Here is a 12,870-nt window from a genome sequence, read left to right as displayed (position 1 = left end):
GCCTCCTCGCCGCCTTGAAGCGCCTGCAGCGCGCGGCCGCAGGCGGCGCCGGACGGCGCGTCGCCCGCCTGCGCACAGGCGCCCTGGGCGGCCAGGAGCAGGCAGGGCAGCAGCAGAAGAGGGCGCATGGGGCTTGGAGCGCCTGCGCGGGGCGGGGTTCGACCATGTCGAGCCGGCGCGGGCGTGCGCGGCGGCCCGTTGTGCCACGGCTTGGCATCCCGCGGCGCGTGTGCTTGGGCCGCCGTGCGGCATGGGGAGTCGCCAAGGGGCAGAATCCCGCCCTTTTTCCGCCCGCGGCGGCGCGTTGGGGTCCCCACGTGCTTGAGCCCGCTTTCGCAATTTCCCAATGTCGCTTGCCGTCCCCCTGTCCTCCCGCCTGGCCGCGCCCGTGGTGGGCGTGGTGCTGATTGCCGCCAACCTGCGCCCCTCGCTCATGGGCGTGGGCCCCGTGCTCAAGGACATGCAGGCCGACACGGGCCTGGCGCCGTCGCTGCTGGGCCTGTTGATCACCATGCCCGTCATCGCCTTTGGCGCCATTTCGCCGCTGGCCGCGCCGCTGGCGCGGCGCTTCGGCCTGGAGCGCGTGCTCCTGGGCGCCATGGTGCTGCTGGCGCTGGGCATCGCGCTGCGCTCGCTGCCCGGCACGGCGGCGCTGTTCGGCGGCGCGGCGCTGTTGGGTGCGGCCATCGCCGTGGGCAACGTGCTGGTGCCCGCGCTCATACGGCGCGACTTCGCCGAGCGCATCGGCGTGATGACCTCGGTCTTCGTCACCACCCTGGCCGGCGTGGCGGCGGTGGGCGCGGGCCTGGCCGTGCCCCTGGAGGCACTGCTGGGCTGGCGCGCCGCGCTGGCCGTGTGGGCGCTGCCGGCGCTGCTGGCAGCGGCGTGGTGGGCGCTGCTTGGGGCGCGCCTGTCGCCCACGCCCGCGCCGCCCGCGGCCGTGAAGGCGCCGCCGCGGCCCGGGGCGCTGTGGCGTTCGGCGCTGGCGTGGCAGGTGTCGCTTTTCATGGGCCTGCAGTCGCTGGCCTTCTACGTGCTCGTGGCCTGGCTGCCCACGCTGCTGCGCGACGCGGGCCTCTCGGCCGCCGCCGCGGGCAGCTACGCCTTCCTGTACCAGGTGGCGTGCCTGACGGGCAGCCTGCTGGCGCCGCTGCTGGCCGCGCGGGCCAAGGAGCAGCGGTGGCACGCGCTCGCCGCCTCGCTGCTGTCGCTGGTGGGTTTCGTGGGCCTGGCCGGCACCTCTCCCTCCATGGCGTGGATCCTCCTGGCCGGCCTGGGGTCGGGCTCCAGCCTCGCGCTGTCGCTGGCCTTCTTCAGCCTGCGCGCGCACGACGCGTCGCAGACGGCTTCGCTCTCCGGCATGGCGCAGTCCGTGGGCTACAGCCTGGCGGCGCTGGGCCCGGTGGGATTCGGCCTGCTGCACGACGTCAGCGGCGGCTGGCTGGCGCCGCTGGTGGCGCTGTGGGTGCTGGTGGGCGTGCAGGCGTGGGCGGGTTGGATGGCGGGGCGGGGGCGGCGCATCTGACGCCTACCCCCTGCTGAGGGTCAGGCGGCCCGCGAATTGCCGAAGCGGCATGCACTCCGCATCCGCCCCGGCTTTCATGTTCAAACGCCATTTCCTTTGCGCCGCCCTGCTGGCCGCCTTGGCCGCCCCGCAACTCCCGGCGGCCGCCGCCCAAGGCAACAAGATCGTCCCGCCTGCCGGCGCCACGCCGCAGCGGCTGCTGGCCTACTTCAACGACCCCGCCACCGACCCGCAGTCGCTGGCCCCCGGCGCCCGCGGCGTGGCCGTGGTGCGCGCCCAGGTCATGCTGGACCGCGCCTGGTTTCCCGTGGGCGAGATCGACGGCCTCTACGGCACCAACATGCGCCGCGCCGTGGTGGCCTTTCAGCGCTCGCGCGGCTTGAAGCCCGCCGATGGCCGTCTCAACGCCGCCACCTGGAACGCCCTGCGCGCCGACGCGCCGCCCGTGCTGGGCAGCGTCACGCTCACGGACAAGGACGTCGCCGGCCCCTTCACCCGCATCCCCGCGGACATGATGGAGCGGGCCAAGTTGCCCGCCCTGGGCTACCAGTCCGCCCGCGAGGCGCTGGCCGAGAAGTACCACCTGAGCCCCTCGCTGCTGCGCGAGCTCAACCCCAAGGCCCGCTTCGTGGCCGGCGAGCAGCTCGTGGTGACGGACGTGGGCGCCGGTGCCGCGCCGCCGCCGGCCGTCGCCTCGCTGCGCATAGACAAGTCCGACAGCGTGCTCTACGCCCAACGCGAGGACGGCACGGTCGTGGCCGCCTTCCCGATCAGCTTGGGCGGCCGCAGCGACCCGCTGGAGCCCGGGCGGCTGAAGATCGCCAACGAGGTGGACAACCCCACGTTCTGGTACGACCCGGCGCGCATCCGCCAGTCCAAGGCCACCGACACCAAGGCCGAGGTGCCGGCCGGCCCAAACAACCCGGTGGGCGTGGTGTGGCTGGGCTTGTCCAAGCCGCACTGGGGCATACACGGCACGCCGGAGCCGTCCAAGCTGGGCCGCGAGACCACCAACGGCTGCGTGCACCTGACCAACTGGGACGTGCGGCGCCTGGCCTCCGTGGTCAAGGCCGGCACCGTGGTGGACGTGCAGGAGTAGCGCCATGCCGCGCGGCGAGTCCCGGCTCAGGCGCGCGCTGCGCTCCGCCATGTCGGGACTGGTGTTGGGCGGCGGGCTGGGCCTGATCGTGAGCCTGCTGCCCGCAGGCCACCCGCCGGCCCCGCGGCTGGCGCAGGCCGCCACCGGGCAGGAGGCTCCAGCCCAGGCCGGCGAGGACTTCGCCTACCTCGCCGAGCGCCGCCTGCTGCTGCCCGTGGAGGGCGTCGCCCCCGCCGCCCTTCGCGACACGTTCAACCAGGGCCGCGACGCCGGCACCCGCCCGCACGAGGCGCTGGACATTCCCGCCCCGCGCGGCACGCCCGTGTTCGCCGTGGACGACGGGCGCCTGGTGAAACTCTTCACCAGCGTGCCCGGCGGGCTGACCCTCTACCAGTTCGACCCCGGCAGCCGCTACGCCTACTACTACGCCCACCTGGACCGCTACGCCCAGGGTCTGCACGAAGGCGCGCAGCTCCAGCGCGGCGACGTGGTCGGCTACGTCGGCAGCACCGGCAACGCCAGCGCGGACGCGCCGCACCTGCACTTCGCCATTTTCAGATTGGGTGCCGAGCGTCAGTGGTGGAAGGGCGAGGCGGTCAACCCGTACCCGCTGCTGTCGCCAGCGCAACCGGTGCCCCGGAAACCCTAGCCGGCCCGCCCGCGCCGCCCAGCACCCACGGCACCAGCGCCTCGATCTCCTGCCGCAGCCATGCGTGCACCGGCTCCGCCTGGTGCTTGACGTGCCAGATCAGGTACATGGGCATGGGCGGGCAGTCCATGGGCAACGGCGCCCGCGCCAGGCCGCGCAACTGGTGCGCGTGCAGGAGGGACGGCAGCGTCGCCAGCAGCGGCCCGCCGTGGATGAAGGCCGACACCGCCGCGAAGCTGGGCACGCTGGCCACGATGCGCCGCGGCGCGCAGGCCAACTCGGCAAACCAGCGGTCGAAGTCCAGCGCGCGGCGCGGCTCGTACACCACCGTCACGTGCTCGGCCGCCAGGTAGTCGTCCGCGTCGCGCGGCGCCTCACGTTCCTCGGGGTCGTAGAACACCGCGTAGCGGTCCTCGAACAACCGCTTCTGCACCACGTCGGCCGCATCCGGCGGGCGGGGCGAGATCACCAACTGGCACTGCCCCTCGCGCAGCATCTCGGCCGTCGGCACGCCGGAGTTGATGGCGCGCAGCTTCAGGTTCGGCGCCTGCGCGCGCAGGCGGCGCAGCAGCGGCGGCAGCAGCAAGTCGCGCTGCAGGTCGTTGGCGGCGATGGTCACCGTCGCATCCAGCCGTGCGGGGTCGAAGCCGCCGGCGGTGGTGAACCCCCGTAAATCCTCCAGCAGCACGCGGGCGCGCGCGGCCAGGCCTTCGGCGCGGGCGGTCGGGACGATGCCGCGCCCGCTGCGGACGAACAGCGGGTCGCCCACGATGGCGCGCAGCTTGTCCAGCAGGTGGCTCACGGCCGACTGCGTCACGTTCAGCCGCTGCGCGGCGCGCGTGACGGAACCCTCCTCGAACACCGCCAGCAGCAGCGCCAGCAGGTGGCCATCCAGGTCCAAATGATCGAAACGGCTCATGGGTCGAATGAGTCAACAGCGGTTTTTCTGAATGATCACCCGCCCAATACTCGCGCCCAGCGACGGACCAGCGCCTCGCTTGATCCAGAGCAAGTCCACCGGCTTTCAGGAGACAAGGCCATGCCAGCCCCCGACAAGAAACCCATTCCCGGCACCGTCATCTTCGACGGCGAGCAGGCCATGAAAGGCTACGCGCTCAACAAGATGTGCTTCTCGTTCAACGACGAAGCCAACCGCGTCGCCTTCGTCGCCGACGAGGACGCCTACTGCGCCAAGTACGGCCTCAATGAGCAGCAGCGCGAAGCCATTCGCAGCCGCCAGGTGCTGGCGCTCATCGCCGCCGGCGGCAACGCCTACTACCTGGCGAAGTTCGCCGGCATCCTGGGCCTGGACATGCAGGACATCGGCGCGCAGCAGACCGGCATGACGCGCGCGCAGTTCCAGCAGAAGCTGCTGGACGCCGGCCGCTGACACGACGCACCCCCTGGAGAGATTCACATGGCAAAGATCATCGGCGGCATCACCACCTCGCACGTCCCGGCCATAGGCCGCGCCATCGCCAAGGGCCTGCAGCAGGACCCGTACTGGAAGCCCTTCTTCGACGGCTTCCTGCCCATCCACCGGTGGCTCAAGGAGGCCAGGCCCGACGTCGTGGTGCTGCTCTACAACGACCACGGGCTGAACTTCTTCCTGGACAAGATGCCGACCTTCTCCGTCGGCGCCGCCTCCGAGTACCGCAACGCCGACGAAGGCTGGGGCATCCCCACCGTGCCGCCCTTCAAGGGCGACCCGGCGCTGTCGTGGCAGCTCATCGAATCGCTGGTGGGCGAGGAGTTTGACCTCACCACCTGCCAGGAAATGAAGGTGGACCACGCCTTCACGCTGCCCATGGCGCTGCTGTGGCCGGACCAGAACTGGCCTGTGCGCGTCATCCCCGTGTGCATCAACACCGTGCAGGACCCGCTGCCCAGCGCGCGGCGCTGCTGGAAGCTGGGCGAGGCCATCGGCCGCGCCGTGGCGCAGTGGTCCACGGACGACCGCGTGCTCATCCTGGGCACGGGCGGGCTGTCGCACCAGTTGGACGGCGAGCGCGCCGGCTTCATCAACAAGGAATTCGACCTGCGCTTCATGGACAGCATGGTCAGCGACCCGCAGTGGGCCACGCAGTTCACGACGCGCGAGCTGGTCGAGCTGGCGGGCACGCAGGGCGTGGAGCTGCTGATGTGGCTGTCCACCCGCGCCGCCCTGGGCGACAAGGCCGTGGCGCTGCACCGCAACTACCACATCCCCATCTCCAACACCGCCTCCGGCTTGATGCTGCTGGAGCCGGTGGCCTGAGTCGCCGGGTGGATTGACCCACTGCGTGGACCACCCTTTGGCTGCTGCTCACGCAGCGGCTTTTTTCATGCCGGCACCACATGCCCCGGCGGCAGCCGCCGCAGCAGCGCCATCACCCCCGTGGTGTCCGGCACCGGCAGCGCCAGTTGCAAGGGCCGGCCCAGCTCGCCGGCCACGGCTTCGGCCGCCAGCGCCGCCGAGCGCGCGGCGCTCTCCATGGAGCAGGGCAAGGCCGTGCGCGTCCAGTCCCCGGCCAGCCACAGCCCCTTGAAAGGCGTTTCAGCCGGCAGCCGCGCGCGTTCCGTGCCTGGCATGGGGCAGGGCACGGCCATGGGAATGCGGTGCACCCGCGCGTGCAGCAGCTTGGCCTGGCCCGCCAGCGGGCTGAAGTCCGCCACCTCCTGCAGCGTGCGCTGTATGAGCTGCTCGTCGCTCCAGTCCCGCGCCAGGCGCACGTGGATGGCGTTGGCCGCGATCAGCGTGCCGTGCGTGTGCGGCCGGATGTTGGAGAGCACGTAGAAGTCGGTGTTCAGGTCGCGCGTGGCCCAGGCGCGGGCCCAGAAGCGCGCGCGCGTCACCGGCCGGTCCAGCCACAAGTAGGTGCTCACGTAGGGCGAGGGCTCGAACAGGTGCGCCGCGTGCGAGGCCGCGGGCCAGGGCGCGGTGAGGAAATCGTCGCGCAGCGCCTGCGGCGGCAGCGCCAGCACGGCGGCCGGCGCGCGCAGCAGGCTGCCGTCCTCCAGCTCCAGCGCGCGAAAGCGCCTGTCCTGCACGTGCACCCGCGCCACCGGCGTGCGCAGCAGCACGCGCCCGCCCGCGGCCTCGATGCGCGCGCGGCAGCCCGGCGCGTACAGCGCGGCCAGCGGCACCTTGGGGAAGCCGAAGCAGTAGCCGCTGCGCCCCTGCATCACCCGGTACACGCGCATCAGCGCCGCGGCCGAGCAGTGCTGCAGCGGCACGTTGAGCAGCGCCATGGTGGCCGAGGTCCAGAACCACTCGATGCTGCGCTCGCTCACGCCCAGCAGGCGCAGCCAGCGCAGCGCGTCCATGCCGTCCAGCGCCAGCGTGGCTTCCTCGGTCAGCCGCGCGGCGTGCCAGGCCACGTTCAGGTTGGAGAGCAGGTCGCGCACGCCCATGCAGCGCAGCGCGGCGGGGAGGGCCTTCAAGCCGTGCAGCGGTGGCGGCAGCCGCGAGTTGCGCACGGGCAGTCGCCGCCCGGCATCCAGCAGCGTGATCAGCGGCTGCTGCTGCCAGTGCACCTGCTCTTGCGTGCCCAGGCGGCGCAGCAGCGCGCGGAAGTTGCGGTACTCGCTCAGCACCACGTGGGGGCCGATGTCCACCACGTCGCCGGTCACGAGGTCGGGCCAGCTTGCCGCCCGCCCGCCGGGCAGGGCGTCGCGCTCCAGCACCCAGACCTTGAAACCCGCGTCCGCCAGTGCCGCGCCGCAGGCCAGGCCGGCCACGCCGGCGCCGGCGATCAGCACGTCGGCGTCGTGCGCGTCGGTGGCCAAGGCGGGCTTTCCAGGTCAGGCAGGGGCAACGGCACGGGCCACGAGGGCACCGGGTCGGCGGGTCGCTTTCTTATGCGTTTTTTGCAGTGGCGGCGCATGCGGGCGGCAGGAATGGGAGGTTGCAAGGCAGCGCGGCGCGGGCCGCCCGGGGGAAGCCGCAGTTCGCGAGGGGCCGGATGGCAACCCATGTTCCCAGCGCGCCGCCGCTTCCCAAGCCTTGGGCTTGCCCTCTGCTGCAAGGCCATCCATGGCTTTTCTCGACGTGCCCCGCCACCCCTGCGCCGCGCTGGACGGTGCGCCGGTGCCGCTGCAACTGAAATCGCTGTCGGCCATGTCCGCCGTGTACGGTGCCGACCTGCACGCCCTGCGCGCGCAACTGCCTGCGGCCATGGCGAGCGTGCTGCAGCCGCTGGCCTGGCGCCCGGGGCGGGGGCTGCTGGGGCTGATCGCCGTGCGCTATTTCGAGGGCGACCTGGGCGCCTACGACGAGCTGGCCGTGGCGATTCCCGTGGGCCGCGGCGCCATGCCCCGGCTGCAGGCGCTGGGCAACCTGTTTCACCGGCGCTTCGAAGCCTTCATTGCGCACATGCCCGTGACCACGCCGCGCGCCCGTGACGGGGGCACGCGGCTGGCGGGGTTCCCAAAGTGGGTGGCCGACCTGCGCTGCAACGAGGGCGGCGGTTGGCAGCGCTGCGCACTGCACGAGGGCGGCGCGGCGCCGTCCGTCACGCTGGCTTGCCGCGCGGCCCCAGGCCACGGGCCGGCGCGCGAGCTTTCGCTGCTGTCGCACACGCTGCTGGACGGCGTGCCGGTGGTGAGCGAGTTGCGGCTGCGCCAGCAGCGTTGGGCCGAGCACCCGGGCGGCGACGGTGCCGTGCTCACCTTGGGCGAGGGCGCGCTCGCCGAGGCGCTGCGCCCGCTGGACATCAGCCAGCGGCCACTGTGGAGCCAAGTGGTTCCGCAGGCGCAGGCGCTGCTGTATGCGCCGCGGCGGCTGGGGGCGGATTGACGCGTGCCGGGCGCACGTCTTGCCGCCGCAGCGTCCAACCCCGCTTTCGCAAGGCCCCGCCATGACGCAGCGCGCCGGCATCTTCCCCACCTTCTTCCTCTCCGGCTTCGAGTGCTCGACCTTCCTGTGGAAGGACCGCGGGCGGCGCAACCTCGTGGCCGAGACGCAGCACGACCGCTTCGCGCACGCCGACTACGCCTTCCTGCATGACGTGGGCATCGCCGTGGCGCGCGAGGGCATCCCTTGGCCGCTGGTGGACCGCGGGGAAGGCCGGTACGACTTCTCCTGCCTGGCGCCCCTGATCGAAGCCATGAACGCCGCGCAGGTGCTGCCGGTGTGGGACCTCTGCCACTACGGCTACCCGGATGGGCTGGACCCCTTCATGCCGGATTTCAAGCGGCGCTTTACCGCCTACTGCCGCGCCGCGGCCGAGCACGTCACGGCGCGCGTGCGCGGCCCGCACTGCTTCACGCCCATCAACGAGATCACCTTCTGGGGCTTCGCCGGCGGCGAGTGGGGCTGGATGGGGCCCTTCGGCAAGAGCCGCGAGGGCCGCTACGCGCTGCGCAACACGCTTTGCGCTGCGGCCGTGGCCGGCGTGAAGGCGATCCGCGGGGTGGACCCCAAGGCGCGCATGCTGCACGTGGAGCCGCTCATCCACGTCGTGGCGCCGCGCGACCGGCCGGACCTGGCCGACGCCGCCCGCCGCGAGTGCGAGGACGACGCCTGCCACGCCTGGGACGTGCTCGCCGGCCGGCTCTGCCCCGAGCTGGGCGGCGCGCCGGACGTCCTGGACATCGTCGGCTGCAATTGCTACTCCTTCGGCCAGATGGAGTACCGCGAGCACGGCCCGCACCAGGCGCTGGCGCCGGACGACGAGCGCATCGTCCCGCTGTGCGAGCTGCTGCAGGACATCTGGCGCCGCTACGGGCGGCCCATGGTCATCTCGGAGACCAGCGGCCTGGGACGCGGCCGCAAGGACTGGCTGTGCGACGTGATGCAGGAGTCGCTGGCCGCCGTGGACCGCGGCATCGATCTGCACGGCGTGTGCCTCTTTCCAGCCGTGGACATGCCGGACTGGCACACGGGGCAGTGGCTGCACAACGGCCTGTGCGACCTGCAGCCCCAGGCCGACGGTGCGCTGCGCCGCGTGCCGGATGCCGACTACGTCGAGGAGCTGCACCGCTGGCAGCGGCTGCTCAACCGCGTGACGGTGCTGGACGAGGACCCGTTCAGCGATCCGGTGGACTTGAACGACGTCATCCAGGCGGCGCACCGGCTGAAGATGCAGCCGGACCGGGACTGGGCCTGAGCGCCGCCGCCTGCGCGTGCGGGCCGCCCGCCGGGGCCGCCAGACGTGCCAGCACGCGCGCCACGATGCGGTCGCAGCGCGCCCCAGCAAAGCCGAACAGGTCGCGCTCGGCCAGGTCGATCTCCCGCGCCAGTGCCTCGCGCAGCAGGCCGCGCGCACGGAACTGCCGCGTGCGCACGGTGGCTTCGGGGATGCCCAGGCACTGCGCCGTTTCCTCCACGCTGAGCTCCTCCACGCAGCGCAGGACGAAGACGGTGCGCAGCGCCGCGGGCAGCGCGTCGAGCCGGCGTTCCAGCAACGCGCGCATCTCGCCGCGGGCGGCGGCGTGCTCGGGGCCCTCGGTGCCGGTGCCGGGCACGGCGGCGGCCTCGTCGGCGTGCTCGCTCAGGGGCAGCAGGGGCACGACGTTGTCGCGGCGCGCCTGGCGGCGCTGGCGGTCGCGGCAGGCATTGAGCAGCAGCCGCGTGAGCCAGGTCGCCAGACTGCTCTCCCAGCGGAACTGGCCCAGGTGGCGATAGGCCGCCAGATAGGCCTCCTGCAGCGCGTCCTCGGCCTCCGCGTCGTCGCGCAGCGTGGCGCGGGCCAGCCGGTACAGACGCCGGTTGTGGCGGCGCATGAGCGGCTCGAAGGCCTTCACGTCGCCGGCGACGACGCGCCGCACCAGGGCGGCCTCGTCCTCGGCCGGGCGTTGGGGCGGCAGGGCGGATGCGGCGCTCATGGCTTGTCCTCCACGGTCAGCGTGGCCGTCATCGCGGGGTGCAGCGTGCAGCGGTAGCGCAGCGTGCCGGCCGGGGCCGCCACGGTGGCGGTCCACGACGCGCCCGCGGCCACGAGGCCTGAATCCAGGGGCCCGCCGCCGCCCGTCACGGTGTGCGGCACCAGGTCGTGGTTGACCCAGGTGACCCGGTCGCCCGGGTGTACCGCGAGGGCTGCCGGGCTGAAGCGCATGTCCTCGATGCGCACGGTGTGTTGGGCCGCCGGCGCCAGGGCCGGCCAGGCGGCGCCCAGCGCGGCCAGGGCCACGGCGGCCGGACCGGGCCTGCGGCGCTCAGCCACCGCGCCGGCCCAGTTGCGCCTGCAGCGCCCGCGCATGCTCCAGGTGGGCGACGAAGGCGGGCCGCACCTTTTCCAGCAGCGCGCGCAGCTCGGCGTTCCTGGCGCCCGGGATCAGGCTGCCGTCCAGCGCCTGCAGCACCTGCTCGTGGTAGGCCACCTCATGGTCCACGTAGGCACGGTCGAAGGCGTCGCCCTGCAGCGCCCGCAGCCGCTGCAGGTTGTCCTGGCCGCCCTGGCGCAGGCTGGCGCTGGTGGGGTTGTCCGCGGGCGTGAGGTGCAGCCGGCCGGCCAGGGCGGTGGCCTGCCCGTTGACGCTGCCGTGGTCGGCCACCATCAGGCGGGCAAAGGCTTTCACCGGCTCGGCCCTCGCGCGCCCGGCGGCGAGCTGGCCGGCGTCGATGTCCACCTGGTTGGCCGCCACGACGATGGCGGCGATCTGCGCGTCACTGGGGACGGACGGCGCCGCTGGTGCCGGCTGCGCCTGCACGCCCATCGCCGCGCCCAGGGCCAGCGCGCACAGCGCCCGCCGCGCCGGATTCAACTTCGAGCCGCGTTCCATTTTCCACCTCCTGCTCCGCACCGCCGGGCATGGCGGCCTGCAGGGTGATGGACGTCGCGGCGCGCCGCGGCGTTCCCGCGCCGGCGATGTTTCAGTGCGCCGGCAGGGCTGCATCGGCTGCCTGCCGCGGCAGCTCCAGCAACCTGAACGGCGGCTGCTGCGGGTAGCTGTGCCGCAGCAGCGGCATGGCCACGTTGAACACCGGCGTGCCGTTGACCGTCTGGCCCTGCGGCGTGCCGCGGTGGGCGTGGCCGTGGAAGACGGCGCTCACCGGGTAGCGGATCAGCGGCTCCTCCAGCCGCGTCGTCCCCAGGAAGGGAAAGATCTCCAGCGGCTCGCCCTGCACCGTGGCCGCGATGGGCGAGTAGTGCAGCAGCGCGATGCGGTCCGGCGTGCGCAGCTTGGCCAGCGCCGACTCCAGCTTCAGCGCCTCGTGCAGCGCCTCCTGCACGAAGGTCTTGATCGCCTGCTCGCCCCAAGGGCCCAGGGCGCCGCGGCCGAAGCCGCCGGCAAAGCCCTTCACGCCGGCAATGCCCACGCCCTGTACCTCCACGGCCTCGCCGTCGAGCACGCGCACGCCCGTGTCCTTGAGGATGCGCGCCACCACCTCCGGCTGGCCGGACTCGAAGTCGTGGTTGCCCAGCACCGCCACCACCGGGCGCGACAGGGCCACCTGCGCCAGCTCGCCGGCCAGCACCTTGGCCTCCTCGGTGGTGCCGTAGTCGGTGAGATCGCCGCACAGCAGCAGCACGTCGGCGGCCTCGGCCGCCTGCGCGAAGAAGGAGCGCAGCGAGCCGGCGGAGTCCTTGGTGCAGTGCAGGTCGCCCACGGCCGCGAAGCGCACCACGGATTTGCCGTGGGCCGAGGCGGCGGCCTGGGACGGGACTTGCGGCTGAGGGCTGCCTTGGGCGTTCGTCGCGTTCAGGTCGGACATGCCAATCCTTTCTGGGCTGCGGTTTGCGTTGGGGGCAGGACGCGTTCCGCCCCCCGTGTGCCGCACTGCAGCAAGGCACGGGCCTTGCCCGGGTGGCCCATGACATCCACCGCCAAGACGCCGCTGCCGCCCGCGGCCTGCGCCACCGCGCTCGATCCGACGGCCGAGCCCTTCTACCTGCAGGTGCTGCAGGCGCTGGACGCCGCGGGCGTGCCCTACGTGGTGGGCGGCGCCTTCGCCCTGGCCGGGCTCACCGGCGTGGAGCGGCCCACCAAGGACCTGGACCTGTTCGTGCGCCGCGCCGACTTCGACCGCCTGGACGCCGTGCTCGGCGACGCCGGGCTGCGCAGCGAGCTCACCTTCCCGCACTGGCTGGGCAAGGTCTACAAGGGCGCGTTCTTCATCGACTTCATCTTCGCCTCGGCCAACGGGCTCAACCCGGTGGACGACGGCTGGTTCGAGCGCGCGGGCCGCGCCACCATCCTGGGCCACCCGGTGCGCACCATGTCGGCCGAGGACATGCTGTGGTCCAAGGCCTTCATCATGGAGCGCGAGCGCTACGACGGCGCCGACGTGGCCCACGTGCTGCGCGGCTGCGGCGCCGCGCTGGACTGGCACCACCTCATGGACCGCGCCGGCCCCCACTGGCGCGTGCTGCTGAGCCACCTGGTGCTCTTCGGCTACGTCTACCCCGACGAGCGCGACCGCATCCCAGCCTGGGTCATGCACGAGCTGCTGCGCAAGCTGCACGACGAAATGCTCGCCCCGCCCCCGGCCAGCGGCCGCATACAGGGCACGCTGCTGTCGCGCGAGCAGTACCTGGCCGACCTGCGCCACGGTGCCGGAGACGCCCGGCTGAAACCGGCGGGTACGATGAGCGCCGAGGAGATCGCGGCCTGGACGGCCGCCATCGGCGAGCCTCACGAAAAATAGACAGATAGATCCATAGAGGAAGGAGA

General features: G+C 72.8%; 13 protein-coding genes and 1 pseudogene. 8 read left to right on the top strand and 6 right to left on the bottom strand.

The annotated features are described in order from the left end of the window. The first annotated feature begins 346 nt into the window (after positions 1-346). Genes SM757_RS18570 through SM757_RS18560 form a run of 3 tightly spaced genes read left to right on the top strand, consistent with a single transcriptional unit; the run spans position 347 to position 3,273 of the window. On the top strand, positions 347-1,525 hold the full coding sequence (locus SM757_RS18570; RefSeq protein ID WP_322466629.1) for an MFS transporter: 1,179 nt from the start codon (positions 347-349) through the stop codon (positions 1,523-1,525). A 49-nt stretch (positions 1,526-1,574) separates the two neighbouring features. Then, positions 1,575-2,624, top strand: a complete 1,050-nt coding sequence (locus SM757_RS18565; RefSeq protein WP_322466628.1) for a L,D-transpeptidase family protein — start codon at positions 1,575-1,577, stop codon at positions 2,622-2,624. Positions 2,625-2,628: 4 nt separating this feature from the next. After that, positions 2,629-3,273, top strand: coding sequence for a M23 family metallopeptidase (locus SM757_RS18560; protein ID WP_322466627.1), 645 nt, complete (start codon positions 2,629-2,631; stop codon positions 3,271-3,273). Here SM757_RS18560 and SM757_RS18555 read toward each other — a convergent pair. Continuing rightward, positions 3,221-4,192: a LysR family transcriptional regulator gene (locus SM757_RS18555; protein ID WP_322466626.1), complete on the bottom strand. Its 972-nt coding sequence runs from the start codon at positions 4,190-4,192 to the stop codon at positions 3,221-3,223. The genes SM757_RS18560 and SM757_RS18555 overlap by 53 nt on opposite strands. Before the next feature lie 120 nt (positions 4,193-4,312). Here SM757_RS18555 and SM757_RS18550 point away from each other — a divergent pair, with 120 nt between their 5' ends. Both SM757_RS18550 and SM757_RS18545 read left to right on the top strand, forming a co-directional pair. Then, positions 4,313-4,663, top strand: a complete 351-nt coding sequence (locus SM757_RS18550) for a protocatechuate 4,5-dioxygenase subunit alpha (protein WP_066337361.1) — start codon at positions 4,313-4,315, stop codon at positions 4,661-4,663. A gap of 27 nt (positions 4,664-4,690) precedes the next feature. Further along, the gene (locus SM757_RS18545; protein WP_066337365.1) at positions 4,691-5,530 is read left to right on the top strand and encodes a class III extradiol dioxygenase family protein; all 840 of its coding nucleotides are present in this window, start codon (positions 4,691-4,693) and stop codon (positions 5,528-5,530) included. Positions 5,531-5,595: 65 nt separating this feature from the next. On the opposite strand, the gene SM757_RS18540 is transcribed toward SM757_RS18545, so the two are convergent. Next, positions 5,596-7,041: a hydroxysqualene dehydroxylase gene (locus SM757_RS18540; protein ID WP_322466625.1), complete on the bottom strand. Its 1,446-nt coding sequence runs from the start codon at positions 7,039-7,041 to the stop codon at positions 5,596-5,598. 247 nt (positions 7,042-7,288) lie between these two features. Between SM757_RS18540 and SM757_RS18535 the strand changes: the two genes are divergently transcribed. After that, on the top strand, positions 7,289-8,050 hold the full coding sequence (locus SM757_RS18535; protein WP_322466624.1) for an acetoacetate decarboxylase family protein: 762 nt from the start codon (positions 7,289-7,291) through the stop codon (positions 8,048-8,050). 61 nt (positions 8,051-8,111) lie between these two features. Beyond that, the gene (locus tag SM757_RS18530) at positions 8,112-9,362 is read left to right on the top strand and encodes a glycoside hydrolase family 1 protein (RefSeq protein ID WP_322466623.1); all 1,251 of its coding nucleotides are present in this window, start codon (positions 8,112-8,114) and stop codon (positions 9,360-9,362) included. A 31-nt stretch (positions 9,363-9,393) separates the two neighbouring features. Here SM757_RS18530 and SM757_RS18525 read toward each other — a convergent pair. From SM757_RS18525 to SM757_RS18510, 4 genes and pseudogenes are all read right to left on the bottom strand, one after another. Next, a pseudogene (locus tag SM757_RS18525) lies at positions 9,394-10,080 on the bottom strand (RNA polymerase sigma factor); the annotation flags it as partial. After that, positions 10,077-10,418 carry a cupredoxin domain-containing protein gene (locus tag SM757_RS18520; protein WP_322466622.1) on the bottom strand — a complete coding sequence of 114 codons (342 nt, stop codon included), beginning with the start codon at positions 10,416-10,418 and terminating at the stop codon, positions 10,077-10,079. The gene SM757_RS18520 and the pseudogene SM757_RS18525, both read right to left, overlap by 4 nt. Next, the gene (locus SM757_RS18515) at positions 10,411-10,977 is read right to left on the bottom strand and encodes a DUF4142 domain-containing protein (protein ID WP_066341259.1); all 567 of its coding nucleotides are present in this window, start codon (positions 10,975-10,977) and stop codon (positions 10,411-10,413) included. Before SM757_RS18515 ends, SM757_RS18520 begins: the two co-directional genes overlap by 8 nt. Positions 10,978-11,068: 91 nt before the next feature. Continuing rightward, positions 11,069-11,911, bottom strand: a complete 843-nt coding sequence (locus SM757_RS18510) for a metallophosphoesterase family protein (protein ID WP_322466621.1) — start codon at positions 11,909-11,911, stop codon at positions 11,069-11,071. A gap of 99 nt (positions 11,912-12,010) precedes the next feature. Between SM757_RS18510 and SM757_RS18505 the strand changes: the two genes are divergently transcribed. Further along, the gene (locus SM757_RS18505; RefSeq protein ID WP_066341264.1) at positions 12,011-12,844 is read left to right on the top strand and encodes a nucleotidyltransferase; all 834 of its coding nucleotides are present in this window, start codon (positions 12,011-12,013) and stop codon (positions 12,842-12,844) included. The last annotated feature ends 26 nt before the right edge of the window (positions 12,845-12,870 follow it).

It is taken from the genome of Azohydromonas lata, assembly GCF_034427735.1.
Classification (GTDB): Bacteria; Pseudomonadota; Gammaproteobacteria; order Burkholderiales; family Burkholderiaceae_C; genus Azohydromonas; species Azohydromonas lata.
Note: the sequence above shows the minus strand (reverse complement) of the source record. Positions and strands in the feature narration are given on the sequence as shown.